Origin of the sequence: Streptomyces sp. T028 (genome assembly GCF_048159505.1) — a bacterium.
Lineage (GTDB): Bacteria > Actinomycetota > Actinomycetes > Streptomycetales > Streptomycetaceae > Streptomyces.
This window is the reverse complement of sequence record NZ_JBLRVZ010000009.1, coordinates 284,779-309,233: the sequence shown is the minus strand read 5'-3', so window position 1 is coordinate 309,233 and position 24,455 is coordinate 284,779. Positions and strand designations below refer to the sequence as shown.

Sequence of the window (24,455 nt, the reverse complement as noted above, 5' to 3'; positions counted from 1 at the left end):
CCCATGCAGCTGCCAGACCGCGCCGCACCCGTGTCCCGCAAGCTCCTCCAGGCCATGGCCGCCTCGCTGGCCGCGGCCGTCACCGTCGGCGGTCTCGTCGTTCTCCCCGCCGCGACCGCCCAGGCGGCCACCTCCTGCGCCACCGGTACCTGGAAAGAGCAGTTCTTCGCGAACGCCAAGCTCTCGGGCACCCCGAAGAAGACCGTCTGCGACACCGCGATCAGCGAGAACTGGGGCACGGGCAAGCCCGCCGTCTCCGGTCTCGCCAAGGACAACTTCTCCATCCGCTGGACCCAGGTCCGCGACTTCGGCGGCGGCGGGCCGTTCACACTGACCGCCGCGAGCCAGGACGGCGTACGGATCTACGTCGACGGCAAGAAGGTGCTCGACAACTGGAGGGACGTCACCCGGACGTCGACGAAGAGCGTCGCCCACACCTTCTCCAAGGGCAAGCACACCCTGCGCGTCGACTACTTCGCGGGCCGGGGCTCGGCCAACGTCTCGGTCAAGCTGACCCCCGCCGCCAGGGACAGGGTCAAGCCGAACGCCCCGACCGGCGTCAAGGCCTCGTACACCTACCCGACGGCCAAGCTGACCTGGACCAGGAGCCCCGAGGCCGACCTCGCCGGGTACAAGGTCTACCGGTCCACCTCCGCGTCCGTGCCGATCACCTCCGGCAACCTGATCAGCGGCAGCAGGCCCGTCACCACCACGTCCTACAGCGACAAGCCCGGGGCGACCGGCGCGCGCTACTACTTCCGGGTCGTCGCCGTCGACAAGTCCGGAAACGTTTCTGCAGGGTCGTCCGTCGTGAGCGTCCTCTCCAAGGACGTCACCGCCCCCTCCGCTCCCACGAACGTCACCGTGGCCTCCGACGGCACCGGCAACAAGGTCGCCTGGGGCAAGCCCACCTCCGACACCGTCAAGTACCGTGTCTACCGCGCCACTTCCGCCACCGGCACCGACTCCGCGCAACTCACGGAGACCGCCGACAGCAGCTCCACCGACGCCTCCGCAGCCGAGAAGACGACGTACTACTACGCCGTCGCCGCCCTGGACGCGGCCGGCAACGTGGGCACCCGCAGCGCCTGGGTCTCGGGCACCCGCCCGGACACCACCGCGCCCGACGCCCCCACGAACCTGGCCGCGACCAGCGGGAGCGGCTCCGTCGAGCTGACCTGGTCGGGCGCCTCCGGCGACACGGTGGCCTTCCAGGTGTGGTCGGCGAGCTCGGCCGACGGGACGTACCAGAAGCTCGTGACGACCGACGAGGGCTGGTACCTGGACATCTCGGCGCCCGTGGGCTCCGACACCTACTACAAGGTGTACGCCGTGGACGCCGCCGGGAACGTCTCGGCCCCCGCCACCGTCTCAGGCCGCCCGCTCACCCCGCCCGACACCACCGCCCCGGACGCGCCGACCGGCCTCGCGGCCACCGGTGGCGACCGGGAGGTGAAGCTGAGCTGGACCGCGTCCACGGCAGACGACACCACCGCCTACCGCGTGTACCGCTCCACCAGCCCCGACGTCGCGTTCACCGACGACAACCGCGTCACCGGCAACATCGCCGCCACCTCGTACACCGACACGTTCGAGGTCGCCGACGGGACGACGTACTACTACGCGGTCACGGCCGTCGACGGCTCCGGCAACGAGTCCGCGCTCAGCGGCACGGCCGACGCGAAGACGCTGTACTTCGCGGCCGACCTCACCGTCTCCCCGACCGCCGGCAAGGGTGACCACACCACCCTCCAGGCGGCGGTGAACGCCGCTCCCTCCGGGGCGACCGGCGACTTCACCATCCTCGTCAAGCCGGGGACGTACACGGGGACCGTCACCGTGCCCGACGGCAAGACGCACCTCGTCCTCGTCGGCGGCACGGACGACCCGTCCGACACCGTCGTCACCGAGTCGCACGGCGTGACCGACTCCGACAGCGCGTACACGATGGAGAACTCGGCGACCTTCTTCGCCAACGCCGACGACCTGACGGTGAAGAACCTCACCATCGCCAACGGGTACACCGAGGTCGCGGCGAACAGCAACAACCAGGCCGTCGCCCTGCGCACCACCGGTGACCGGCAGGTCTACGACAACGTACGGCTGCTGGGCAACCAGGACACGGTCTACATCCGCGAGCCCGAGAGCCGGGTCCTGATCAGGAACAGCTACCTGGAGGGCGACACCGACTGGCTCTACGGCGGTGGCACGGCCGTCTTCCAGAACGACGAGATCCACTACACCGACAGCCGCGGCAAGAACGGCGGTTCCATCACCGCGGCCAGCACCAAGGCCAGTTCGGTGTACGGCTTCCTGATCACCGACAGCCGGATCACCCTCGCGGACGGGGTCACCTCCTACTACCTGGGCCGCCCCTGGCCGCAGTACGCCCCCGACACCTCGCCGTCGGTGCTCGTCCGCGACACCTCCATCCCGAAGGCGCCCACCTCCGCGTGGCGGAACTGGAACGACACCTACACCTGGAAGAACGCCCGGTACGCGGAGTACGGCAACACGGGCGCCGGTGCCGACACCAGCGGCACGAACGCCGACCGCCCGCAGCTGAGCGACCTCAGGGCCAAGCAGTACACCGCCGCCCGCTACCTCCAGGGCAACGACGACTGGGACCCGACCGGCACCCTGGCCCAGGAGGACTTCACGCCCACGGCCGCGCCGACCGGCCTCGCCGCCGCGGTCGACGGCACGGACGTCGACCTGTCCTGGACCGCTCCGGCGGACGGCGACGTCGTCGGATACCAGGTGTACCGCTCCACGGACGGCTCCCTGGGCACCCTCCTCAGCGGGGACGACCTGCTCACCGGCCCGGCGTTCACCGACACGACGGCCGTCCCGGGCACCGCCTACACCTACCGGGTGACCGCCGTCGACACCTCGAACAACTTCTCCAACTACTCCGAGACCGCCACCGCGACGGTTCCCGTCCCCGTGACGGACGAAGCCCCGGCCGCGCCCACCGCCCTCACCGCGACCGGCGCCGCCGGGAAGGTCGACCTGGCGTGGACGGCCCCGGCCGACGCCGACGTCACCGGCTACAAGGTCTACCGGTCCACCTCCGCGGGGGTCACCGCGGCCGACGGCGAGCTCATCGCCTCCGACATCACCTCGACGTCGTACAGCGACACCTCCGCCGCGTTCGGCAAGACGTACCACTACGCGGTCGTCGCCGTGGACGCGGCCGGTCAGGCCTCCCCTCTCTCGAACGAGGCGAGCGCCTCCGAACTGCCCGCCGGCACCGACGTGGTGGTCGCGGCGGACGGCAGCGGCGACTACACCACCGTCTCGGCGGCCGTCGCGGCGACCTCCTCGGGCGGCACCGCCGCCGACCCGTTCGTCATCGCGGTCCGCCCCGGCACCTACCGCGAGACGGTCGTCCTGAAGAACAAGCCGTACGTGCGGCTCATCGGTACGAGCAACGACGCGTCCGACACGACGATCGTCTACGACAACGCGGCCGGCACCATCAACCCGTCCACCGGCTCCGCCTACGGCACCACCAACAGCGCGACCTTCACCAACCAGAGCAACAACACGCGCTTCGAGAACCTGACCATCTCCAACGACTTCGACGAGGCCGCCCACCCCGACCTCATGGCCGCCTTCACGGGCCAGGGCGTGGCTCTGATGGCGCAGGGCGACCGGCAGGTGTACGACAACGTCCGGCTGCTCGGCAACCAGGACACGCTCCTCACCAAGCAGGTCAACTACGGCGGGGCGCTGAGCCGTCAGTACTTCACGAACTCGTACATCGAGGGTGACGTCGACTTCCTCTGCGGCCACGGCGACACCGTGATCGACAACTCCACCATCAAGGTGCTGACCTCCCGCACCAGCACCCCGATCCTGTCGGCGCCGCAGACCCACGCCTCCGTGGCGTACGGCTTCCTGATCGCCGACAGCAAGATCGTGACGGACGGCGTCAACAACAACGCGAAGATCACCCTCGGCCGGCCCTGGAGCGCCGCCGGCCAGCAGGTCATCCGCAACACCTCGCTGCCCGCGCAGGTGCTGAGCGCGCCGTACCAGAACTGGAACGCCTCCCAGACCTGGCAGGCCGCCCGCTTCGCCGAGTACCTCAACACCGGTGACGGCGCCGACAACACCGGCACCAACACCGACCGCCCGCAGCTGACCGCCGAGACCGAGGGCACCTACACGGTGGCCGCGTACCTGACCGGCACGGACGGGTGGGCGCCGCAGAGCTGATCACCCCGTAGCACCCGTAGACCCCGTAGCACCCGTAGACCCCGAAGGGCCGCGCACAACGACGTGCGCGGCCCTTCGGTATGCCGGGTCGGTGCCGGGTCAGCGGACGATCCGCACGTCCTTCGCCACGCTCACCTGGTCGATGTCCGTCGCCCGGATCGTCGTCTTCATCTCCCAGGTGCCCTCGATGGGCAGGCTGACCTTGTCGGAGGCCCAGTAGCCGCCCTTGTCGACCAGCCCGGCGTCCAGCGGGCCGATGTCCTGGCTGGGGAGGGTGAAGGAGATCCGCAGCTCGGGGACGGTGACGAAGCCGCCGTCGGGGCCGAAGACCACGGCCTGGAGGGTGTTGTCGCCGACCGTGCCGGGGTCGAGGGTGACCTGCACCTTGCCGCGCAGTCCGGGCTTGCCGAAGTCGAAGGGGACGACCGTCACGGAGGCGACCGGCAGCCCACCGGACTGCTGGGCCGACGTCGCCGCCTCGGCCGCCGCCCGGCCCGGCAGGGTGCCCGTCAGGATCGTCGTCAGGACGAGGACGACGACGGAGACGGCGACCTCCAGGAGGACCGACCGCCGCAGCGCACGGCTGTGCGCGGACTCGGCCGGGGTGAGGGGCGGTTCGGCGGACGACGGACGGGGCGGGGGCGGGGGCGGGGTGCCTTCGGCGGCGGCCGGGGACTCCTCCCGCGCCGGTGTCCCGCCCACGGTCGCCTTCTCGAGAACCTTCTCGTGAACGTTCACGTGAACCCTCCCGTGAACCTTCTCGAGAGCCTTGGTCTCCGCCGTCACCACTGTTTCCGTCCCCTCCGTCCCCTCCGTCCCCTCCGTCCCCTCTGTCTCCTCCGTCTGCTCCTTCGTCCTCGCCCTCGGCACCTTCGCCTGTCTGGTCACCGTCGCCCTCGACCAGGCCCCCGCCGCCAGCAGCACCGCCACCGCGGCCAGCTTGGCGAGAAGGACCCTGCCGTACGTCGTGTCCGTCAGCGCCGAGACGGAGCCGAGGCCCCGCCAGGACTGGTAGACCCCCGTCACCACGAGGACGGTCACCGAGATCCCGGCCAGCCGGGAGAAACGGGTGACCACGCGCGAGGGGACGGAGGCGCGCGGCAGGAGGGTGAGGAGGGCGACCAGGCCGCCCAGCCAGAACGCCATGGCGAGCAGGTGCAGCACCGAGGAGGTCATCGCCAGCGGGACCTGGATGCCGGCCGAGGCGTGTTCCGCGCCCGCCCAGGTCAGGGCGAGACCCCCCGCGAGGACCGCGCCGACCACGAGGGCCGCCCTCGACGGCTCGGGGCGGCGGCGCTGCCGTAGGAGCAGGGCCACCGCCGCCGCGAGCAGCAGCAGGCGCGCCACCAGGGCCAGGCCGGGGCGGCCCTCCAGGGTGCGGAGCAGGCCGGAGGGGTCGAGCGCGCCGGACGGGCCGGTGCCGGCCTCGTAGGGGGCGCGCAGGAAGAACAGGAACACCGTCGAACCGGCCAGCGTCCAGCCGCCGACGAGCAGCGGCCGGCGCAGCGGACGGGTGTCCGGCGGGCGGCACACGGCGACGAAGGCCGCCGTGCCGACGAGGAGGGCCGCCGCGACGTACGCGAGGTAGCGGCCGATGTTGTAGAGGCCGTCGGTCGCCGGGTCCTCGGTGGCGTCGGACGGCAGGACGGCCAGGGTCGGGGAGGCCTTGCCCACGGAGAACGTGAACGCGCCCGACACCGGGTGGCTGTCGGCCGAGACCACCCGCCAGGCCACCGTGAAGGTGCCGGTGCCGAGCGTCTTCGGCAGCTTCACCCGCACGGTGTCCGAACGGCCGTCCACGTGCCCCGCCCCGCCCAGCTTCACCCGCTGGTTGTCGGGGTCGAGGAGCCGGAAGGAGTCGTCGATCAGACCGACGGACTCGGTGAAGGTGAGGGTGATGCTTCGGGGGCTCTTCTTGACGACGCTTCCGTCGGCGGGGTCGGTGGAGCGGAGGGCCGCGTGCGCCGAGGCCGGTCCGCCGCCGAGGAGGAGCAGGACCAGCACGGTGCCCAGCAGCACCAGCCCTTGAAGTCGCCTTCGTCCACTGCCGTGTCGTTCGCCATCGCGCCCTTCGCTCACGTCACGCTCCGTACTGCCCGGACTGTCCCAGACTCGAGACTCGTGTGCTCGGGGATACGTACGGATGGACACGGCATCCTTCTCACCCACTCGGCCCTCACCCATTCGGCCCCCTACCAGGTCGGTCTCGCCGACACCCCGCCGTCCACCACCAGGTCGTGGCCGGTCACCCAGGACGCCAGCGGCGAGGCCAGGAACACGCAGGCGTCGCCCACGTCCTCGGGGCGGCCCAGCCGGCCGACCGCGACCGCCTCCCGCCACCGGCGTACCCCGTCCGGCCACGCCTCGGCCAGCCCCTCACTGTCGATCAGGCCGGGCGAGACCGTGTTGACGCGGATGCCGTGGGGGCCGTACTCGAGCGCCGCCGCGCGGGCGTGCATCACCACGGCGGCCTTGGCGGCGGCGTAGTGGGCGTGGCCTTCCGCGGGCATCCGGGCCTCCACCGAGGCGATGTGCGTGACGGTTCCGCCGCCCCGCTCCCGCATGACCTCGGCCGCCGCCTGGGTGACGGCGAACACGCTGGTCAGATTGGTGTCCACGACCTCCCGCCACTCCTGCGCGGTCATCCCGGGCAACGCCCGCACCGGCTGGACGCCCGCGTTGTTGACCAGCGCGTCGAGCCGTCCCCCGCCCCATTCGGCGGCACGTGCCACCAGCCCGCGGCACGCGTCCTCGTCGGTGAGATCGGCGCCGGGCAGCACGACGGCCCGCTCACCGGTCTCCTCGCCGGTCTCTGCGGCGAGGAGATCGGCGAGCGCGCGGGCCGCCGCGGTGCTCGTACGGCAGTGGAGGGCCACCTTCGCGCCTTCCTGCGCGAACCTGAGCGCGATGCCCCGGCCGATCCCGCCGCCCGCACCCGTGATCAGGGCCACCCGGCCCGTCAGCAACGTCATGGACGGCACAGTCCCGCGATCAGCGCGGCCCGGTCCGGATGACGCGCCGTCAGCGCGGCCGCGTCCCCGTGCTCGTAGTCCGCGTACGTGAAACCGGGGGCCATGGTGCAGCCGAAGAACGTCCAGGCGCCCCGGGTCCGCGCGCCCATCCAGGTGCGGGCGGGGACCGTGAGCTGCGGCTGCTGCCCGCCGAGGACGTCCGGGCCGAGCACGGCCGTGCGGGAGGTGCCGTCGGGGGCGAGGAGCAGCAGGTCCAGGGGGTCGCCGAGGTAGTAGTGCCAGACCTCGTCGGTGGGCAGGCGGTGCAGGGCCGAGAAGTCGCCCGCGGCGAGCAGCACGACGATCGCGGAACCGGCCGGGCGGCCGTCGGACGCCTCGGGCCCCGCCCAGGTACGGCGGAACAGACCGCCCTCGCGGGGTATCGGCTCCAGTGAGTAGTGCGCGACGAGGTCTTCCGGGGTCAGCGGGGAACTCGGGGAGGTCACCCGGGGAAGACTACGGGTAGGCCACCTCGCGCCGCAGGAACGCCAGTCGGGCCTTCTTCTCCGGCAGATACACGTCGGGCAGGTCGATCTCCGGCAGCGTGACCAGCGGTCCGGCCTCGAAGCCCTGGCGCAGGAAGCGGGCGATCGCCTTCTCGTTGCGCACGTCCGGGTCGACCACGATCCGCTTCCGGTCCAGGCCGAGCAGCACGTACGCGGCGAAGGCCCGCATCAGCGCCGCCGACCGGCCGGGACGCACGCCGTGCGCGCCGGCGGGCGCGAGGAGCACATGCACGCCGATGTCGCCGGGCTCCACCTCGTAGCACTCGCTGACCCGGTCCTCGACGGGCTCGTACGTCTGGAGCAGGCCGACCGGGGTGCCGTCCAGTTCGACGAGGAAGGCGTGGTGGGTGTCGAGGCCGGCCATATGGGCGTAGATCTCGGCGACCTGGTCCCGGGTCAGACCGTTCATGCCCCAGAACACGGCCCGTTCCTCGCGCACCCACCCGTGCACGACGTCCGCGTCGCCCTCGGCGTCGAGGGGGCGGATGCCGACGGTGCCGAAGCCGTCGGCGTGCTCCGTGTGGACGTACTTCTCCTCAGACATCGCTCTCCTTCGTCAGCTGTGCCCAGTCGGTGACGACCGGGGCCAGCTCGCCCTTGAGCCACAGGGGCAGCTGGTCGTGGTGGTGGGGGCTGTCGGGGTGACCCGAGGCGCCGAGCGGGACCACCCACAGGCTGTCCTCGCGGCGGGCCAGGTCCCAGACGTAACGGGCCGCCGGGCCGCGCGCGGCGAGGTCGGTCCAGCCGGGCACGGCCGTCGTGCACAGCACACAGTCGTGGTCGCCCGAGAGTGCGGGGGCCTCGTACGACGGGTCGGGCAGCGCCCGCCAGGGGGCGAGGCGGTGGGTGTCGCCCCAGCGGGTGGGCGGCTGTCCGGCGACCTCCTCGACGGCCTCCCGGACCAGCCGGGGCCGGTCGATGCCATAGAGCTCCTCGGCGCGCAGGAGGTGTTCGAGGGCGAAGCCGACGCGGGGCAGCAGGGCCAGCCAGGGGAGGAGCACCTCGGGGTAGGCGGGCGGCGTGGCGAGGGCGGCGAAGGCCGGGTGCGCGGCGAGCCTGCGGACCAGGGCACCGCGCAGGGCCGCGTACCGGGCGGCCTCCTCGCTGTCGGCGTCCATACGGCGGTTCCAGCGCAGGAGGCGTGCGCGCAGCTCGGCGGCGGGGCCGGTGAGGTCGTCGAGGGCGGCGAGGTGGTCGAGGAGCGGACCGGCGGAGGCGAGGTGGGTGTCGGTGTGGATGGCGGGCATGTCGGAGGCGGACCAGGTGTCCTTCTCGTCCAGCAGGGCGCGGATGCGGTCGGCGCGGTGCGGCGGCGCGAACTCGACGCCGAGGGGGGCGGCCGGGCCGCGCTGGTTGGCCATGACGGCGACGCCGTCGGTGAGGCCGGCGCGGGGCATCTCGTGCCAGCCGGTCCACTCGTGGCCGGGCTCCCAGGCGGGGACCAGCCGGACACCGTTGACCTCGGCGCGCACGGGCACCCGGCCCGCGACCCGGTGCAGCAGTCCGCCCTCGGTGTCGGCGGCCTGCACGACGTTGACCGGCTCGACCCAGACGTCGAAGGCGGCGTCCACGTCGGCGACGCGGCGGGCGCGGAGGAGGGGGAGGAGGGCGCCGAAGCCCAGGTCCTCGGTGACGCGGGGCGGGTGGCGGAGGGTCAGGGCGAGGGGGAAGTCGAGGGGGAGGTCAAGGGGGAGGCCGAGGTCGGAAGGGTTCTGCGGAAACGTTCCTGCCGAACCGTCCGCCGACCCGCTCCCCAGGTCCTCCGGGGCCACCCCGCTCTCCACCCCCTCCGGCCCCCCGGCGATCACCGGCCCCCGGTCCGTCTCGATCACCTCCACCTCGACCGGCTCCTCCCCGGCCACCTCGACGGTCTCGGTGTGCCGGGCGGCGCGGTGCCAGACGCCGTCCGGACCGAGGGCCTCGACGCCGGCGCCGGTGCGGCGCAGGCGTTCGCGGTAGAGGTCCTGGTAGTCGGCCATGGCGTTGGTGATGGCCCAGGCGACCCTGCCGGTGTGGCCGAAGTGGGCGATGCCGGGGACGCCGGGCACGGCGAGCCCGACGACGTCGAACTCGTCGCAGGCCAGACGGATCTGCTGGTAGACGCCGGGGTCCTCGATGAACCGGTGCGGATCACCGGCGATGACCGCCTGCCCGGTGACGGTCCGGGCACCGCCGACCAGCCAGCCGTTGCTGCCGGAGGTGGCAGGGCCGTCGGTGGCGAACAGGCCGACCGCGTCAGGGCCGAGGTGCCGTACGGCCTCCTCCCGCCACAGCTTGGCCGGGAAGCCGGCGAACAGGATGTGGACGGAGAGCCAGACCGCGAGCGGGGTCCAGGGCTCCCAGCGGCCGGGGACGAGCCCGACCCGGGTGAACTCGGGGGTGACATGGAGCCCTTCGTTGACGCCGTCGACGTACGCCCGTACCCACGCGGCGGTCTCCGCGTCCTGCCGCTCCAGCCGGTCGAAGCAGCGGCGGGCGGTGTCGGCGAGGCGGACGCGGCGGGCGAAGACGTCCCAGGCCACGGCCTCGGGGCCGAGGAAAGAGGCGGAGGTGCCCTGGGCGCGGTGCCGTTCGACCTCCAGCTGCCAGGCCCGGTCGCGGGCCGTGACCAGGCCCTGGGCATGGGCGAGTTCCCGGGCGTCGGCCGCACGCAGATGCGGGACGCCCCACACGTCTCTGTGGATCTCGGTCGTCACCCTGTGGCCCTTCTATGACCGGCATGCTCTTTAGGTTAGCCTCACCTAATCAATCGGTGCAGGAATCGTACGCGAGGGGTGAAGGGGCCATGGCGCAGGGGCGGGGCTGGGAGGGCGCGGTCCTCAGGCTGATGCGGGCGAAGGACTTCACGCTGACCGTGACCGGAGCGCAGGACGTCACCCCGCGCTTCCGCCGGGTGCACCTCACCGACGGCGGGCTGCTCGCCGCGACCGGCGTCCACCCCACGATGTGGGTGCGGCTGTGGTTCGACAACGCGGGCAGGCCGCACCAGCGGGCGTACACCCTGGTCGACCCCGACCCGGCGGCCGGCGCCTTCTCCCTGGAGTTCGCCCTGCACGAGGGCGCGGCCAGCGACTGGGCGCGGGCGGCACGGCCCGGCGACACCATCGAGGCGACCGTCCAGGGCACCGCCTTCGAACAGCCCGCGCCCGCCCCGGGCCGTGTCCTCGCGATCGGCGACCCGGCCTCCCTGCCCGCGATCAACTCCCTGCTGGAGGCGCTGGGTCCGGCTCCGGCGACCGTCTGGTTCGAGGGCGCGGCGGACGGCCTGCCCTTCCGCACCGACCCGGCCCGCCACGAGCTGCGGCACGTCCCGCGCGCGGAGCTGGTCGAACGGGTCCGCACCGAGCTGCCCGCGCTCCTCGCGGCCACCGAACACCCGTACGTCTGGATCGCCTGCGACACCCGCACCACCCGCACGCTCTCGTCGTACGTCCGCAAGGAGCTGGCCGTCCCCAAGGAGCGGCTGCACGCGCTGGGGTACTGGCGCGCGGGCTGAGTACCCACGGGGGATCATCGACGCATGGACGTCACCCTTCACCTCGCCCAGGACCCCGAGGCCGACGAGCTGCTCGGCCGTTCCCCGCTGGCCGCGCTGGTCGGGATGCTGCTGGACCAGCAGGTCCCGATGGAGTGGGCGTTCAAGGGCCCCCGCACGATCGCCGACCGTCTCGGCGCCGACGACCTCGACGCGCACGACATCGCCGCCCAGGACCCGGAGGCCTTCGCCGCGCTGCTCTCCGAGAAGCCGGCCGTGCACCGCTACCCGGGCTCCATGGCCAAGCGCATCCAGCAGCTGTGCCAGTACCTCGTCGAGCACCACGACGGTGATCCCGAGGCCCTCTGGAAGGACGTCGGCACCGGCAAGGAGCTGCTGAAGCGGCTGGAGGAGCTGCCCGGCTTCGGCAAGCAGAAGGCCCAGATCTTCCTGGCCCTGCTCGGCAAGCAGCTCGGCGTCCGGCCCGAGGGCTGGCGGGAGGCGGCGGGCTCCTACGGCGAGCCGGAGTCCTTCCGCTCCGTCGCCGACATCACCGGCCCGGAGTCACTGACGAAGGTGCGGGCGCACAAGCAGGAGATGAAGGCGGCGGCCAAGGCGGCGAAGGCCCGCCAGGAAGTAAAGGCCGCCAGCAGGAAGTAGGGGCGCCCGGGAGGCAGGTCAGGGGCGCGCCGAGCCGGAAAGGCGCCGTCCGCCGAACGGGTGCATCCGGGGTCCGCCGTGCTGAACCGTGGGCGTGTCGTGGGCAGATGACCCTCCATGAGCACCGCAGCACGCCTCCCTCGCAGCCGCACCTGGCTGCGGGTGCTCGTGCTGCTGCTCGCCCTGTCCGTCCCGGGCGCACCCGCGGAGTTCTCCGCCGCACCCGTCGTCGCCGGCGAGACCATCGAGTACGACGCCGTCGACACCGCGCTGCGCCCCTCCCCCTGCGCACATCGCCCGGCCGCACCGCTGCGCCCCGCGCCCAGGCCGGCCCCCGCGCCGGGCGAACCGGCCCCGCGACCGCTGCCCGCCCCGCCCGGGACGCCGTACGCCCCCCACACCCTGCGCACCGTGGTCCTGCGCTGCTGACCGACGCCCGCACCAGGTCAGTCAGCACGACGCGAGGAGCACAGCCATGCCCACCGACCCGTACGCGGTCCTGCGCGCCCTGCTGCGCGCGGAGGCCGCCCGCAGCACCGCACGGAAGCCGCAGACGAAGAAGGCCGAGCAGGAGCGGCCCGTCGTGAGACGGGACAGCTGACCGGCAGGCGGAGGCGGGACCGGCGGACGACCGGCAGACAAACCCGTGGGCCATCGCCTCCGCCGCAGCTTTCGAATGCCGACTCTCTGTCCACAGCCTGTGCATACGGCCACACGGCCTTACGGCCACACGGCCATGCGGCCCGTGCGGCCCGTGCGGCGGCGCCCTCCGTGACGAAGAACACGCCACCCCCTTCAGGTCTGGCCGACTTCACGCACCCGCCCTCGCACCCGGTCCCCGCATCAACAGGACCTCTCCCTCCCGTTTTGCCCCTGTTCATCATGGCTTTTCCGGCGCCGCACTCGGCCGCCATGGCTGCGCCCGGAAGGTCTGGGCCGGTAGGCTTTCCGTGTGATCTTCAAGCGCATCGGAAACGGCCGGCCGTACCCCGACCACGGCCGGGAAAGCACCCGCCAGTGGGCGGACGTCGCGCCGCGCCCGGTCCGCCTCGATCAGCTGGTGACCACCAAGCAGCAGCTCGACCTGGAAACCCTGCTCGCCGAGGACTCGACCTTCTACGGCGACCTCTTCGCGCACGTGGTGAAGTGGCAGGGCGACCTGTACCTGGAGGACGGGCTGCACCGCGCGGTGCGGGCGGCGCTCCAGCAGCGCCAGGTGCTGCACGCGCGCGTTCTCGAGCTGGACTGAGGCCCCGTCCCGCCGCCCTCCGCCGAGAGCGGCATTGACCCTTTCGGGTTCTTTCCCACACCCCCGGGCGATGTCGGATGATCGTTTATTAGTCATGGCCGCCCGGGCGCACTACGCTGCGCCCATGAGCATGCTGACTCCCCCCGGCATGGGCGGCAAATACCGGATCACGGGGGACAAGTACCCCCGTATGCGCCGTCGCCGGCGGCGCGGCAGGCTGGTCGTCGTGGTCGTCGCCTGTGGTGCCGCGCTCGGCGTGGCCGGCTGGGGCACCCTGCAGCTCATCGACGTCTTCACCGGGGGCGGAGGGACGGCCTCCGCGGCCGGTTCCAAGGCCTCCTGCGCGGTGAAGTCGGCCAAGGCGAGCCCGTCCCCCTCCGCCTCCCCTGCCGCGCTCCCCAAGCCCGCGCAGATCACGGTGAACGTCCTCAACGCCACCACCCGCGGCGGGCTCGCCAAGACCACCGCCGACGAGCTGGCGAAGCGTGGCTTCAAGATCGGCGAGGTGGGCAACGCGCCCAAGGAGTACGACAAGAAGGTCACCGGCACGGCGGTCCTGCTCGGGCCCACGGCCTCGCTGAACACCTCGCTGTCGGTGCTGTCGACGCAGGTCGGCGGGGCCGAGCGACGGGCCGAGGCGGGGCGCAAGGGGGCCGAGGTGGATCTGATCATCGGCAACGGGTTCAACACGCTCAGCAGCGAGGCGCAGGCGGCCAAGGCGCTGACCGCGCTGGTCTCACCGAAGCCGACGGCCACCACCAAGAAGGGCTGCTAGGCGCAGCAGGCCGACATGGCAAAGTGTGCGCGCAGTCTCAGCGACACGCCGTGCCGACGGCGTGTCGCTGAGACTCTCGCGACACTTCCAGGCCGCTGACCGAACTCGCCCTACTCCGCCGCGCCGTACAGGCGGTCGCCCGCGTCTCCCAGGCCCGGGACGATGTAGCCCTGCGCGTTGAGGTGGTCGTCCACAGCCGCCGTCACGACCGTCACCGGGGTGCCGGCGAGTTCGCGTTCCATGAGTTCGACACCCTCGGGGGCGGCCAGCAGGACCACCGCCGTCACGTCGTCGGCGCCGCGCTTGATCAGCTCGCGGATCGCGGCGACCAGGGTGCCGCCGGTGGCCAGCATGGGGTCGAGGACGTACACCTGGCGGCCGGAGAGGTCCTCCGGCATACGCGTGGCGTACGTGGACGCCTCCAGCGTCTCCTCGTTGCGGATCATGCCGAGGAAGCCCACCTCGGCGGTCGGCAGGAGGCGGACCATGCCGTCCAGCATGCCGAGGCCCGCGCGCAGGATCGGCACGACCAGCGGGCGCGGGTGGGAGAGCTTCACACCGGTGGTCCCGGCGACCGGCGTGATGATGTCGACCTGCTCGGTGCGCACGTCACGCGTGGCCTCGTAGGCGAGCAGGGTGACCAGTTCGTCGGCCAGGCGGCGGAAGGTCGCGGAGTCCGTGCGCTGGTCGCGCAGCGTGGTGAGCTTGTGGGCGACCAGGGGGTGGTCGACGACGTGGAGGCGCATGTCCACAACAGTAACCGTGCGCGACCCGCCCGACGCCCCCGGCCGGCCGCCTTGGGGCCCGCGCGTCAGCCGGGCCGGCTTGGGCCGTTCGCTGGCATCGAACCGCCCGGTGGAGGGAAAGTGGTGAAGACGGACCCGGGGTGGTGATGCCTGTGCCTGACCTGCCGGAGCGCGACGCGCCGGAGCCGACCGAGCGTTCGGACGTGTCACGGGAGACCGCGGCCGAGCGTCGCCGGCGCCGCGACCGCTTCCTGCGCGAGCTCGCCGAGGCCCGGGAACTTCGTGACCGGGTCCAGCCCCGCCGCGCCAGGAGCGCCCGTCTGCGCCACGCGATGCGCATGCGCACTTTCCGCTGGTAGCCGAACGATCCCCTCGCGCACGTACGGCACTTGGGACGTTCGGGGAAGATCGCCACCGCCACGGGTGGCGGCAGGGGGTGGGTGTGCGTGGGCGCACGGGAAAGCCGCGTACGATCCGCAGTGGCCGCAACGAGTGTGCTGGTGAGTTGCCTACGGACGTAGTCATGGACGTGCGATCAAAACCACCGGACACAGGGAGCCGAAGACGTCCCCTGAACGCCTTGTTTCTGCCACGATTCCGAGTGGGTGGGGCTCGGAGCACAGCTCTCTCCGCCCGCTAACCTCCGCCGGGGGGACCCCCAACCGGCACGCCTATGACCAGTGGGAGAGTCACGGTGTACTTCGCCGCACTGCTCGCGCGCACCGAAGACGGGTGGGAAGCGAGCGACACAGAGCTCGACGATGTGGAAACCCTGTCGGATCTGGCCGACCTGGCCCGGGAAGCCTCTCCCGACGAGGACACGGTGCTCGTGCTCATCGAGCAGGAGGACTCGTGGTTCGGTGTCGTCCGCATCGATGGTGAGGAAGACCCTCGCATCTACGTCTCCGACGCCGCTGCCGCCGCCCGCAGTTCCTACGGCGAGCTCCTGCTCACCGACGAACTGCTCGGAAGGGATCCGGGTGACGACGACGACCTGGACTCCCTCGACCTTGACGGCACCGAGGACGGTGAGGACGAGGACGACGAGGGTGGCGCCTCCGGTTCGGCCGAGGCCGTGCCGCACGGCCCGGTCGGCGACGCCGGCATCCTCGACGACCTCGGCGTCAGCGAGAAGGAGCTGAAGGCGCTGTCCGAGGACGCCCTCAGCGAGATCGCCGACGCCCTCGGCGCCTCGGAGGTCCTGGAGACCGTCCGCTGACCGCGGCCGGGACCCCGCCGGACCCCGTACGCGACCCGTGGCGGGCCGCCATGCGGCTCGCCCTGGACGAGGCCCGGCTGGCCGTCCGGGGCGGGGACGTCCCGGTCGGCGCCGTGGTGCTGGCTCCGGACGGCACCACGCTCCTAGCGGCCGGCCACAACGAACGCGAGGCCGGCGGCGATCCCACGGCCCACGCGGAGGTGCTCGCCATCCGGCGGGCGGCCGCGCGGCTCGGGGAGTGGCGGCTGACCGGCTGCACGCTCGTCGTCACTCTGGAGCCCTGCACGATGTGCGCGGGCGCGATCGTGCAGTCCCGGCTGGACCGGGTCGTCTACGGCGCCCGCGACGACAAGGCGGGCGCGGCCGGCTCCCTGTGGGACGTCGTCCGCGACCGGCGGCTCAACCACCGGCCCGAGGTCGTCGAGGGCGTCCTCGCCGAGGAGTGCGCGGGTCTCCTCACGGAGTTCTTCCGCACACGCTGACGCCATCCCGTCGTCAGCGACCTCGCCGTCGTCATCGCCCTCGGCCTGGGGCCCTCTGCCTCCTCGAATACCGATTTCAAACCACGCCCCCGCGTGCTGTAAGGTCTCCCTCGGTAGCGTGTCCGAGCGGCCGAAGGAGCTCGCCTCGAAAGCGAGTGTGGCGCAAGTCACCGAGGGTTCAAATCCCTCCGCTACCGCGCTTGAGTGAAGGGCTCGGTCCGCTGGACCGGGCCCTTCACCGTGTCTCTATCGGCTTCTTGCCGAAGTAGGTCCAGACGAGGGCGGCGCAGACCGAGCCGCTGAACAGGACGAACAGCCACAGCAGCTTCGGTACGAAGCGGACGCGGTCGGCGGGGGTGCGGATGCAGTCGATCAGCGCCCACAGCGTGAAGGCGATCACCAGGGCCATCAGGACGAGGACCGGCAGGTCCATCAGGTGCAGCATTCGTCTTCTCCCTTGCTGGGACTCGGTCTCCGTCTCGGAGCGGCGTTCACTCCCTCATCGGACGAGGCCCCTCGATCGGTTCACGGATCGGCCGACGAATTTTTCGCGACCGGTTCCGGGGCGGGCGGATTCGTTCGTGGGCGCGCCGCAGACACTCAAAAGCGGTGCGTAAATCGCACTTACGGTTACACTCGCCGCCGTCAACAAGGGCCCGAGGGCCACGACAGGGGAGGCCAGGTGGCGGTGAACGCCAAGAAGATCGCCGTCTACGTACTCGTGGTCTTCGCGCTCTACGTGATCATCACGGACCCGTCCAGAGCGGCGGACTACGTCCAGATAGGCTTCGAGGGCATATCGGACGCCGCCAAGGCCATCGGCGACTTCTTCACCTGGCTCGCCAACGGGGCCCACTAGCCGCCAGGCAGGCCACCGGTCAGGCCACCGGGCCCAGCAGCACGCATCGGGAGTGCCCATGATCCGCCATCTGGTCCTGTTCAAGCTGAACGAGGGCGTCGAGCGCGACGACCCCCGGGTCGTCCAGGGCGAGGCGGCCTTCCGGGCGCTCGGCGGGCAGATCGAGGAGCTGGCCTTCTGGGAGCTGGGCTGGAACATCAGCGAGCGGCCCATCGCCTACGACTTCGCGATCAACTCGGCGGTCGCGGACGCGGACGCCCTGAAGCGGTACATCGAGCACCCGGCGCACCAGGCGGGCGTCGCGCTGTGGCGTGAGTTCGCCACCTGGGTGGTCGCCGACTACGAGTTCTGAGCCGCGTCGGCCGAGCCGAGGAGCCCCCCGCCGGACGGCGGGGGGCTCCCGCGCGTCATATGCCCCAACTTCTCCCTCAACACGGTGTTATGGGGTGCTTGCACACAGTGCACATGTCTTGTGATGCTATGACCGCTTTTGACGGATGAGTTGACCGATGTTGTTGACCTGACGAAGAGGTGGCGTTGACCGTGTCGGCCAGTACTGCGCCGCCTCAGGAAGAGGCACCGGCCCCGGGCCCCGAGCGGCGCCGGGGCGCCGACACCCGGGCGCTCACCCAGGTGCTCTTCGCCGAGCTCAAGGACCTCCAGCCGGGCACCCCGGAGCACAACCGCGTCCGCGGGGCGCTCATCGAGGCCAACCTCCCGCTCGTGCGCTACGCCGCCGCCCGCTTCCGCTCCCGCAACGAGCCGATGGAGGATGTCGTCCAGGTCGGCACCATCGGACTGATCAACGCCATCGACCGCTTCGACCCGGACCGGGGCGTGCAGTTCCCGACCTTCGCCATGCCGACCGTCGTCGGCGAGATCAAGCGCTACTTCCGGGACAACGTCCGCACGGTCCACGTGCCGCGCCGACTGCACGAGCTGTGGGTCCAGGTGAACAGCGCGACCGAGGACCTCACGACCTCCTTCGGCCGCACACCGACCACCGCCGAGATCGCCGAGCGGCTGCGCATCGGCGAGGACGAGGTCCTGTCCTGCATCGAGGCGGGACGGTCGTACCACGCGACCTCCCTGGAGGCCGCCCAGGAGGGCGACGGGCTGCCGGGCCTGCTGGACCGCCTCGGCTACGAGGACCCGGCCCTGGACGGCGTCGAACACCGCGACCTCGTCCGCCATCTCCTCGTCCAGCTCCCCGAGCGCGAACAGAGAATCCTTCTGCTGCGCTATTACAGCAACCTCACGCAGTCTCAGATCAGCGCGGAACTCGGCGTCTCACAGATGCACGTTTCCCGGCTACTCGCGCGTAGCTTCCAGCGACTGCGTTCCGCGAACCGCATCGAGGCCTAGCGAAACGTGGGGACGCGGGAGCACGGCCGTATGCACAGGCGCACAGAGGGGGCGCACGCATAGGGCGCACGTCTCTGGTTACGTAATCCAATGGGGGATCGCAAGCCAGAACGAGAAGTCACCGGTGAGAGCGAATCACCCACCATGACACTTCCCGACACAACTCCCCTGAAAGCCCGTCACACCCCCTGTTTCCAGGGCTGATTCGTCACCGGGGTGTCGACATGTCACTACAGCGTGTTGCCGACATGTGACATTCTCCTGGAAGCGCGTTTGCCAGGGCTTCGGCTCCGGTATTCAGGTGGAGGCTGACGTTCTCCACGGCGGAGAGCGAACGCCGCGACCGTCCCGCGACCCAAAGGGGGTGGCATGTCCGCAGACCAGGGCAGCTCGAAGGTGCTCACGCTCACGAAGAGCGAGTCCGAGCCCGTCGCGCCTGTCGAGCCCGACGTGCTCGACGACGTCACGGCCCTCGAGGCCGCGCCGGCTCCGGCCCTCCCGTCCTCCGGTGCCATCGACACCCGCACCCTGTCCCGCTCCCTGTTCCTGCGACTGGCCGCACTCGACGAGAACAGCCCCGAACGGGTCTACGTCCGGGACACCCTCATCGAGCTCAACCTCCCGCTCGTCCGCTACGCCGCCGCCCGCTTCCGCTCCCGCAACGAGCCGATGGAGGACATCGTCCAGGTCGGCACGATCGGCCTCATCAAGGCCATCGACCGCTTCGACTGCGAACGGGGCGTGGAGTTCCCGACGTTCGCGATGCCGACGGTCGTGGGCGAGATCAAGCGGTTCTTCCGCGACACCTCGTGGTCCGTCCGCGTCCCGCGCCGGCTGCAGGAGCTGCGCCTGGCCCTCACCAAGGCCAGCGACGAGCTCTCCCAGAAGCTGGACCGCTCGCCCACCGTCGCCGAACTCGCCGCGGTCCTCGGCGTCTCGGAGGAGGACGTGGTCGACGGCCTGGCCGTCGGCAACGCGTACACGGCCTCCTCGCTGGACTCCCCGGCCCCCGAGGACGACGGCGGCGAGGGTTCTCTGGCCGACCGCCTCGGCTACGAGGACACGGCCCTGGAGGGCGTGGAGTACCGGGAGTCGCTGAAGCCCCTGCTCGCCAAGCTTCCGCCGCGCGAACGCCGGATCATCATGCTGCGGTTCTTCGCCAACATGACGCAGTCCCAGATCGGCGAGGAGGTCGGCATCTCCCAGATGCACGTCTCCCGCCTCCTGACCCGGACCCTGGCCCAACTTCGCGAGGGCCTGATCTCGGACTGAGGTTTCCGGCCCCAAGGGTTCCTTACTGACGCACCGTCAGCCAAACTTGCGCGATGCGTGCGACACCGGAAGGGACACCGGAAGGGACAGCAGAACGGTCACGCGGCCGTCGGCGCGCCCTGTGGGGCATGTCGGCGGCCGTCGCCGTCGCGGCGGGGGCGGCGGGCATCCTCGGGGCGTACGGCGGTGCCGGGCACGGGCGGGATTACGTCGCGGTCGGCGCCCCGGGCGGGAGACCGCCGTCGGCGGGGCCCACGGGAGGCGTACGACTGGTGCCGCTGGACGAGCCGACGAACATCGGCGCGTCCCCGTCGGAAGCGGCGAGAACTCCGGGCGCCCCCGGGACATCGGCGGCCGAACCGCCCGCGACGGGGGCGAACCCACCGGTACAGAGCACAGGCGCGGGCGCCGACAGGCCGCCGCCGGCCCCGACCCCGGGCACAGCCATCGCGTCCCCCACGCCCACACCCACCGGCACGACCGGCCCGGCCGCCCTCCTCACGAGCGACCCCGTGCGCACCCCCACCGAGCACCGCTGGTGCGAGGACGTGACGCTGGCCTTCCGCAACCCGGGTGGCGCGGCCGTGCGTTCGGGCGCGGTCACCTTCGGGACGCACGTCATCGACGCCCTCGGTATCGACTGGTCCACCGTCGAGTCGACGGTGGAGCTCCCCGCGCCCCTCGCCCCCGGCGAGCGGAAGGAGCGGACCTGGACGGTGTGCGTCGAGGCCTGGAGGGTGCCGCTGGGGATGCGGATCGAGACGCGGGACGTGTCCGTGCGCTGGGAGTAGCGGACGAAGTAGCGGAGGGAGTAGCGGAGGGAGTAGGAGGCGTCGGTTACTTCAGCGCCAGCCAGGCGACCGCCGCCACGATCGCCACCGCGGCAACGATGCCGACGATCAGGCCGATTCGGGGGCCGGCCGGCGCGGGGGCCTGACGGGAGGTGGCCTGGGGGCCGCCCTCGTCGACGAACGCGCGGAACATCTGGGTGCTGCCGGCGGGGTCGTAGTTGCCCTGCGGGCCCTGGGTGTTAGCCATGGGCCGAGACACTAGCGAAAACGGCGGCGACGGCCCAAGCGGGGGTACCCGGTGGCGTTCCCGCAAGCCGCCTCCCAGGGGCCTGCAAGGTGCCCGCCTCCGGCCGGTTCGACCAGTGGGTGTTGGGCGGCAGGGTCGGCCGGTAGCGGGCCGGGTCCCCCGAGTCCAGCACCTCCGCCGGCATGCGGAACGTCTCGTGATCGCTGGGGGCGCTGTCCCAGAAGTTCTCCGGCTGGTTCCACTCCTCCAGCCTCAGCAGCAGCGGCAGCGGCAGGTCGGCGGGTATCTCGCCGCTCAGCTCCGCCTCGTCGGCCGGCAGCAGCTCCCGGTGGGTGGGGACCAGTTCCCGGAACACCTCCTCCAGCGGCGTTCCGGCACCGGCGGTCACCGTCAGCCGCGTTCCGCGCACGACCAGCGGGACTCCGCCCGCGCGTGGCGTCGCCGTACAGCAGACCCACCTGCACATTTACCACCGCAATACTTGCCTTTGCCAAGTTTTTACGGAATCCACCCCAATTTATTTGCCTGTAGCAACCAACAAAGCCTATGGTTGCTCTAAGCAACAAACAGGGAGGTGCAATGGCCGCGCAGACGCAGTACGAGGAACTCGCGCGTCAGCTCAGTGCCTTCGGCGTCGTGAAGCGGGACCTCGGGCGGATCACGCCGGCCGATTGCTCCCCCGGCTCGGCCGCCGTGCTCACCCTCCTCGGCCGCCACGGAGACATGCGCATGAGCAATCTCTCCGAGCTGCTCGCGGTCGACATGTCGGTGACCAGCCGCCATGTCGCGCACCTCGCCGAGCGCGGCTGGATCGACCGTTCCCCGGACCCGGCGGACAAGCGCTCACGCATCGTGCGCCTCACCGCCGAGGGCCGCGCGGTGCTCGCCGAGCTGTCCCGGCGCAGTGTCGCCCTGCTGGCGGAGCGCCTGGGCGACTGGACCGACGACGAGATCGGCCAGCTCATCCGGCTGATGACCCGGCTGCGCGCCAGCTTCGGCGACTGCCGGGGCGCCCCGCACCGAACACCGCCGCCCGCACCGCCTCCCCCACCGCCTCCCCTGTTGCACCAGACCACCCGTACACCCGCTTAAGAGAAGGAAGTCCATGGCAACGACCACACCGGCCGGTGTGCGGGCCCACGCCGAGCACGGGGGTGGGTCGGGCGACCACGCCCCGATGACGCACCGGCAGATCATGGAGGCCCTCTCCGGCCTTCTGCTCGGCATGTTCGTGGCGATCCTGTCGTCCACGATCGTCTCCAACGCCCTCCCGGAGATCATCGGCGACCTGGGCGGCGGCCAGTCGGCCTACACCTGGGTCGTGACCGCCACCCTGCTGGCGATGACGGCGACGACCCCGCTGTGGGGCAAGCTCGCCGACCTCTACGACAAGAAGGCGCTCGTCCAAATAGCGCTCGTCATCTACGTCCTCGGGTCGGCGGCGGCCGGGCTCTCGCAGAACCCCGGCATGCTGATCGCCTGCCGTGTCGTCCAGGGCGTCGGCGTCGGCGGTCTGTCCGCCCTCGCGCAGATCGTGATGGCCGCGATGATCTCGCCGCGCGAGCGCGGCCGTTACTCCGGCTACCTGGGCGCCACCTTCGCCGTCGCCACGGTCGGCGGTCCGCTGCTCGGCGGTGTCATCACCGACACCTCCTGGCTGGGCTGGCGCTGGTGCTTCTACGTCGGCGTCCCCTTCGCCGTCATCGCGCTGATCGTGCTGCAGAAGACCCTGCACCTGCCGGTCGTGAAGCGGGACGTGAAGGTCGACTGGGCCGGCGCGTTCTTCATCTCCGCCGCCGTCTCCCTGCTGCTCGTCTGGGTCACCTTCGCGGGTGACAAGTACGACTGGCTGTCCTGGCAGACGTACACGATGGTCGCCGGGTCGGTTCTGCTCGGGCTCGTCTTCGTGTTCGTCGAGTCCAGGGCGAGCGAGCCGATCATCCCGCTGCGGCTGTTCCGCAACCGGACCATCACGCTCTCCTCCGTCGCCTCGATGTTCGTGGGCGTGGCGATGTTCTCCGGCACGGTGTTCTTCGCGCAGTACTTCCAGCTGGCCCGCGACGAGTCGCCGACCATGTCAGGGGTGCTGACCATCCCGATGATCGGCGGTCTGTTCGTCTCCTCCACCGTCTCCGGGCAGCTCATCACCCGCACCGGCAAGTGGAAGGCCTGGCTGGTCGGCGGCGGTGTGCTCATCACGGCGGGCCTCGGTCTGCTGAGCACCATCCGCTACGACACGGACTACTGGAAGACCGCGGTCTTCATGGCGCTGCTGGGTCTCGGCGTCGGCATGATGATGCAGAACCTGGTGCTGTCGACGCAGAACCAGGTGGAGCCGAAGGACCTCGGTTCGGCCAGTTCGACCGTCACCTTCTTCCGCTCCCTCGGCGGTGCGATGGGCGTCTCGGCGCTCGGTGCCGTCATGGCCAACCGCATCACGGACTACGCCCAGGACGGCATCGCCGGCCTCGGCCCGAAGTACGCCGCGCTCGCGTCCGGTTCCAGCTCCTCCGGCACGATCCCGGACATGGACAAGCTGCCCGCGCCGCTGCGCACGGTCATGGAGGACGCGTACGGCCACGGCATCGCGGACGTCTTCCTGATCGCCGCGGCTCTGGCGCTGCTGGCCTTCCTGATCACGCTGTTCATCAAGGAGGTCCCACTGAGGACCCGCGGCGCCCTGACCCAGACGGCCGAGGCGGAGCCCCCGGCCGAGACTCCGGCACCGGCCGAGCAGCGGACGCCCTGAGCCGCCGCCGACACCGGTGTCCCGGTCCGCAGCTTCGTCCGGGACACCGAGAGCGCGCCGGTCCCGCAGGCCGCCGTCACGCTGATCACGTCCTGGTCGCCTCGGCGGACGGGTTCCAGCCGCAGGCGTCCACGATCGTCGTGACCGTGTCGTACGGGCGCCGCACGGGCCGCCGGCCGACGCGCGGGTGACGGACGGTGAAGCGGGGCCGGCGTCGACGGCCATGACATCGAGCTAGCCCGTCCCGGCCACCTAGGCTGACGGCATGGCACCGAACATCGCGACCAACACCGCCGTCTCGCTCGACGAGCTGCTGGACTTCGTACGACCCCGTCATCGCGCGATCCTGCTGACCCGGCGGCGTGACGGCGGGCCCCAGGGGTCGCCGCTGACCTGCGGCGTCGACGACTCGGGGCGGATCGTCGTCTCCACCTACCCCGAGCGGGCCAAGACGCGCAACGCCAAGCGGGACGAGCGGGTCAGCGTGCTCGTGCTGAGCGACGACTGGGACGGGCCGTGGGTGCAGATCGACGGGACGGCCGAGGTGCTCGACGTGCCGGAGTCCGTCGAGCCGCTGGTGGAGTACTACCGGAACATCGCGGGGGAGCATCCGGACTGGGACGAGTATCGGGCGGCGATGGTGCGGCAGGGGAAGTCGATCGTCCGGATCACTCCCGTACGGTGGGGGCCGGTTGCTACCGGCGGCTTTCCTTCTCGGCTCGCTTCGCGAGGGTGAGCGCCTATTGACTCGGGGCGCCTTGTCGTCTTGCGGGTGCGGGTTGAGTGGGGTCTTTCGCGCCCACGCGGCGGAGCCGCATATCGATA

Annotated in this window: 26 protein-coding genes, 1 tRNA gene and 1 pseudogene; 19 read left to right on the top strand and 9 right to left on the bottom strand. The window is 71.4% G+C overall.

Going from position 1 to position 24,455, the window contains the following annotated elements:
- Positions 1–3 precede the first annotated feature (3 nt).
- Positions 4–4,224, top strand: a complete 4,221-nt coding sequence (locus ACLZN2_RS10270) for a pectinesterase family protein (protein ID WP_416978050.1) — start codon at positions 4–6, stop codon at positions 4,222–4,224.
- A 99-nt stretch (positions 4,225–4,323) separates the two neighbouring features.
- On the opposite strand, the gene ACLZN2_RS10265 is transcribed toward ACLZN2_RS10270, so the two are convergent.
- The 5 genes from ACLZN2_RS10265 to ACLZN2_RS10245 all read right to left on the bottom strand — a co-directional run bounded on the left by ACLZN2_RS10265 (position 4,324) and on the right by ACLZN2_RS10245 (position 10,437).
- The gene (locus ACLZN2_RS10265) at positions 4,324–6,243 is read right to left on the bottom strand and encodes a copper resistance CopC/CopD family protein (protein WP_416978092.1); all 1,920 of its coding nucleotides are present in this window, start codon (positions 6,241–6,243) and stop codon (positions 4,324–4,326) included.
- Positions 6,244–6,416: 173 nt separating this feature from the next.
- The gene (locus ACLZN2_RS10260) at positions 6,417–7,196 is read right to left on the bottom strand and encodes an SDR family NAD(P)-dependent oxidoreductase (RefSeq protein ID WP_416978049.1); all 780 of its coding nucleotides are present in this window, start codon (positions 7,194–7,196) and stop codon (positions 6,417–6,419) included.
- Positions 7,193–7,660: a cupin domain-containing protein gene (locus ACLZN2_RS10255; RefSeq protein WP_416978091.1), complete on the bottom strand. Its 468-nt coding sequence runs from the start codon at positions 7,658–7,660 to the stop codon at positions 7,193–7,195. Before ACLZN2_RS10255 ends, ACLZN2_RS10260 begins: the two co-directional genes overlap by 4 nt.
- Before the next feature lie 31 nt (positions 7,661–7,691).
- Entirely contained in the window at positions 7,692–8,285 is a 594-nt protein-coding gene (locus tag ACLZN2_RS10250) for a GNAT family N-acetyltransferase (RefSeq protein WP_416978048.1), read from the bottom strand.
- Positions 8,278–10,437: a penicillin acylase family protein gene (locus tag ACLZN2_RS10245; RefSeq protein WP_416978047.1), complete on the bottom strand. Its 2,160-nt coding sequence runs from the start codon at positions 10,435–10,437 to the stop codon at positions 8,278–8,280. Before ACLZN2_RS10245 ends, ACLZN2_RS10250 begins: the two co-directional genes overlap by 8 nt.
- A gap of 89 nt (positions 10,438–10,526) precedes the next feature.
- On the opposite strand from ACLZN2_RS10245, the gene ACLZN2_RS10240 reads away from it, so the two are divergent.
- From ACLZN2_RS10240 to ACLZN2_RS10215, 6 genes are all read left to right on the top strand, one after another.
- Positions 10,527–11,237 carry a siderophore-interacting protein gene (locus ACLZN2_RS10240; RefSeq protein WP_416978046.1) on the top strand — a complete coding sequence of 237 codons (711 nt, stop codon included), beginning with the start codon at positions 10,527–10,529 and terminating at the stop codon, positions 11,235–11,237.
- A 24-nt stretch (positions 11,238–11,261) separates the two neighbouring features.
- Positions 11,262–11,876, top strand: coding sequence for an HhH-GPD-type base excision DNA repair protein (locus tag ACLZN2_RS10235; protein WP_416978045.1), 615 nt, complete (start codon positions 11,262–11,264; stop codon positions 11,874–11,876).
- 117 nt (positions 11,877–11,993) lie between these two features.
- Positions 11,994–12,305, top strand: a complete 312-nt coding sequence (locus tag ACLZN2_RS10230) for a hypothetical protein (protein ID WP_416978044.1) — start codon at positions 11,994–11,996, stop codon at positions 12,303–12,305.
- Positions 12,306–12,351: 46 nt separating this feature from the next.
- On the top strand, positions 12,352–12,477 hold the full coding sequence (locus tag ACLZN2_RS10225; protein ID WP_416978043.1) for a hypothetical protein: 126 nt from the start codon (positions 12,352–12,354) through the stop codon (positions 12,475–12,477).
- Positions 12,478–12,828: 351 nt separating this feature from the next.
- Positions 12,829–13,125 (top strand): type II toxin-antitoxin system VapB family antitoxin, encoded by a 297-nt coding sequence (locus ACLZN2_RS10220; RefSeq protein WP_004943146.1) that lies wholly within the window; start codon positions 12,829–12,831, stop codon positions 13,123–13,125.
- Between the two features lie 124 nt (positions 13,126–13,249).
- Complete coding sequence (locus ACLZN2_RS10215) at positions 13,250–13,900, top strand: LytR C-terminal domain-containing protein (RefSeq protein ID WP_416978042.1); 651 nt, start codon at positions 13,250–13,252, stop codon at positions 13,898–13,900.
- 110 nt (positions 13,901–14,010) lie between these two features.
- On the opposite strand, the gene upp is transcribed toward ACLZN2_RS10215, so the two are convergent.
- Positions 14,011–14,646, bottom strand: coding sequence for a uracil phosphoribosyltransferase (gene upp / locus ACLZN2_RS10210; RefSeq protein WP_416978041.1), 636 nt, complete (start codon positions 14,644–14,646; stop codon positions 14,011–14,013).
- Positions 14,647–14,792: 146 nt separating this feature from the next.
- Here upp and ACLZN2_RS10205 point away from each other — a divergent pair, with 146 nt between their 5' ends.
- From ACLZN2_RS10205 to ACLZN2_RS10190, 4 genes are all read left to right on the top strand, one after another.
- Positions 14,793–15,005, top strand: coding sequence for a hypothetical protein (locus ACLZN2_RS10205; protein WP_416978040.1), 213 nt, complete (start codon positions 14,793–14,795; stop codon positions 15,003–15,005).
- A gap of 335 nt (positions 15,006–15,340) precedes the next feature.
- Complete coding sequence (locus tag ACLZN2_RS10200; RefSeq protein ID WP_416978090.1) at positions 15,341–15,865, top strand: hypothetical protein; 525 nt, start codon at positions 15,341–15,343, stop codon at positions 15,863–15,865.
- Positions 15,866–15,915: 50 nt separating this feature from the next.
- Positions 15,916–16,347, top strand: coding sequence for a tRNA adenosine(34) deaminase TadA (gene tadA, locus ACLZN2_RS10195; protein ID WP_416978039.1), 432 nt, complete (start codon positions 15,916–15,918; stop codon positions 16,345–16,347).
- Between the two features lie 112 nt (positions 16,348–16,459).
- A tRNA-Ser gene (locus tag ACLZN2_RS10190) sits at positions 16,460–16,544 on the top strand.
- A 38-nt stretch (positions 16,545–16,582) separates the two neighbouring features.
- On the opposite strand, the gene ACLZN2_RS10185 is transcribed toward ACLZN2_RS10190, so the two are convergent.
- On the bottom strand, positions 16,583–16,792 hold the full coding sequence (locus tag ACLZN2_RS10185; protein WP_416978038.1) for a hypothetical protein: 210 nt from the start codon (positions 16,790–16,792) through the stop codon (positions 16,583–16,585).
- Between the two features lie 237 nt (positions 16,793–17,029).
- Between ACLZN2_RS10185 and ACLZN2_RS10180 the strand changes: the two genes are divergently transcribed.
- The 5 genes from ACLZN2_RS10180 (at position 17,030) to ACLZN2_RS10160 (ending at position 20,634) form a co-directional block, all read left to right on the top strand.
- Positions 17,030–17,206, top strand: a complete 177-nt coding sequence (locus tag ACLZN2_RS10180; protein ID WP_166663733.1) for a hypothetical protein — start codon at positions 17,030–17,032, stop codon at positions 17,204–17,206.
- A 58-nt stretch (positions 17,207–17,264) separates the two neighbouring features.
- Complete coding sequence (locus ACLZN2_RS10175) at positions 17,265–17,558, top strand: Dabb family protein (protein ID WP_416978037.1); 294 nt, start codon at positions 17,265–17,267, stop codon at positions 17,556–17,558.
- A gap of 179 nt (positions 17,559–17,737) precedes the next feature.
- Positions 17,738–18,571: an RNA polymerase sigma factor SigF gene (locus ACLZN2_RS10170; RefSeq protein WP_416978036.1), complete on the top strand. Its 834-nt coding sequence runs from the start codon at positions 17,738–17,740 to the stop codon at positions 18,569–18,571.
- 369 nt (positions 18,572–18,940) lie between these two features.
- Positions 18,941–19,843, top strand: a complete 903-nt coding sequence (locus ACLZN2_RS10165) for an RNA polymerase sigma factor SigF (protein ID WP_416978035.1) — start codon at positions 18,941–18,943, stop codon at positions 19,841–19,843.
- 53 nt (positions 19,844–19,896) lie between these two features.
- Positions 19,897–20,634, top strand: a complete 738-nt coding sequence (locus ACLZN2_RS10160) for a hypothetical protein (protein ID WP_416978034.1) — start codon at positions 19,897–19,899, stop codon at positions 20,632–20,634.
- 46 nt (positions 20,635–20,680) lie between these two features.
- Here ACLZN2_RS10160 and ACLZN2_RS10155 read toward each other — a convergent pair whose 3' ends face one another.
- Positions 20,681–20,881 (bottom strand): hypothetical protein, encoded by a 201-nt coding sequence (locus tag ACLZN2_RS10155; protein WP_416978033.1) that lies wholly within the window; start codon positions 20,879–20,881, stop codon positions 20,681–20,683.
- On the bottom strand, positions 20,874–21,347 hold the full coding sequence (locus ACLZN2_RS10150; RefSeq protein WP_416978032.1) for a DUF7003 family protein: 474 nt from the start codon (positions 21,345–21,347) through the stop codon (positions 20,874–20,876). The genes ACLZN2_RS10155 and ACLZN2_RS10150 overlap by 8 nt, the downstream gene beginning before the upstream one ends.
- 113 nt (positions 21,348–21,460) lie before the next feature.
- On the opposite strand from ACLZN2_RS10150, the gene ACLZN2_RS10145 reads away from it, so the two are divergent.
- The 3 genes and pseudogenes from ACLZN2_RS10145 to ACLZN2_RS10135 all read left to right on the top strand — a co-directional run bounded on the left by ACLZN2_RS10145 (position 21,461) and on the right by ACLZN2_RS10135 (position 24,366).
- Positions 21,461–21,973: a MarR family winged helix-turn-helix transcriptional regulator gene (locus ACLZN2_RS10145; RefSeq protein ID WP_416978031.1), complete on the top strand. Its 513-nt coding sequence runs from the start codon at positions 21,461–21,463 to the stop codon at positions 21,971–21,973.
- 85 nt (positions 21,974–22,058) lie between these two features.
- Positions 22,059–23,717: pseudogene (locus ACLZN2_RS10140) on the top strand (MDR family MFS transporter); the annotation flags it as partial.
- A 178-nt stretch (positions 23,718–23,895) separates the two neighbouring features.
- A complete protein-coding gene (locus tag ACLZN2_RS10135) occupies positions 23,896–24,366 on the top strand; it encodes a PPOX class F420-dependent oxidoreductase (protein WP_416978030.1) in 471 nt (156 codons plus the stop codon).
- Positions 24,367–24,455: the final 89 nt, after the last annotated feature.

Excerpts from the sequence above, each read along its gene's own strand:
- ACLZN2_RS10270 (WP_416978050.1), top strand. The coding sequence starts at position 4 with ATGCAGCTGCCAGACCGCGCCGCACCCGTGTCCCGCAAGCTCCTCCAG.
- ACLZN2_RS10150 (WP_416978032.1), bottom strand. The coding sequence starts at position 21,347 with ATGTGCAGGTGGGTCTGCTGTACGGCGACGCCACGCGCGGGCGGAGTC.
- ACLZN2_RS10155 (WP_416978033.1), bottom strand. The coding sequence starts at position 20,881 with ATGGCTAACACCCAGGGCCCGCAGGGCAACTACGACCCCGCCGGCAGC.
- upp (WP_416978041.1), bottom strand. The coding sequence starts at position 14,646 with ATGCGCCTCCACGTCGTCGACCACCCCCTGGTCGCCCACAAGCTCACC.
- ACLZN2_RS10225 (WP_416978043.1), top strand. The coding sequence starts at position 12,352 with ATGCCCACCGACCCGTACGCGGTCCTGCGCGCCCTGCTGCGCGCGGAG.
- ACLZN2_RS10145 (WP_416978031.1), top strand. The coding sequence starts at position 21,461 with ATGGCCGCGCAGACGCAGTACGAGGAACTCGCGCGTCAGCTCAGTGCC.
- ACLZN2_RS10240 (WP_416978046.1), top strand. The coding sequence starts at position 10,527 with ATGGCGCAGGGGCGGGGCTGGGAGGGCGCGGTCCTCAGGCTGATGCGG.
- ACLZN2_RS10175 (WP_416978037.1), top strand. The coding sequence starts at position 17,265 with ATGATCCGCCATCTGGTCCTGTTCAAGCTGAACGAGGGCGTCGAGCGC.
- ACLZN2_RS10205 (WP_416978040.1), top strand. The coding sequence starts at position 14,793 with ATGCCTGTGCCTGACCTGCCGGAGCGCGACGCGCCGGAGCCGACCGAG.
- ACLZN2_RS10250 (WP_416978048.1), bottom strand. The coding sequence starts at position 8,285 with ATGTCTGAGGAGAAGTACGTCCACACGGAGCACGCCGACGGCTTCGGC.
- ACLZN2_RS10215 (WP_416978042.1), top strand. The coding sequence starts at position 13,250 with ATGAGCATGCTGACTCCCCCCGGCATGGGCGGCAAATACCGGATCACG.
- ACLZN2_RS10165 (WP_416978035.1), top strand. The coding sequence starts at position 18,941 with ATGTCCGCAGACCAGGGCAGCTCGAAGGTGCTCACGCTCACGAAGAGC.
- ACLZN2_RS10135 (WP_416978030.1), top strand. The coding sequence starts at position 23,896 with ATGGCACCGAACATCGCGACCAACACCGCCGTCTCGCTCGACGAGCTG.
- ACLZN2_RS10235 (WP_416978045.1), top strand. The coding sequence starts at position 11,262 with ATGGACGTCACCCTTCACCTCGCCCAGGACCCCGAGGCCGACGAGCTG.
- ACLZN2_RS10230 (WP_416978044.1), top strand. The coding sequence starts at position 11,994 with ATGAGCACCGCAGCACGCCTCCCTCGCAGCCGCACCTGGCTGCGGGTG.
- ACLZN2_RS10160 (WP_416978034.1), top strand. The coding sequence starts at position 19,897 with ATGCGTGCGACACCGGAAGGGACACCGGAAGGGACAGCAGAACGGTCA.
- tadA (WP_416978039.1), top strand. The coding sequence starts at position 15,916 with ATGCGGCTCGCCCTGGACGAGGCCCGGCTGGCCGTCCGGGGCGGGGAC.
- ACLZN2_RS10185 (WP_416978038.1), bottom strand. The coding sequence starts at position 16,792 with ATGCTGCACCTGATGGACCTGCCGGTCCTCGTCCTGATGGCCCTGGTG.
- ACLZN2_RS10260 (WP_416978049.1), bottom strand. The coding sequence starts at position 7,196 with ATGACGTTGCTGACGGGCCGGGTGGCCCTGATCACGGGTGCGGGCGGC.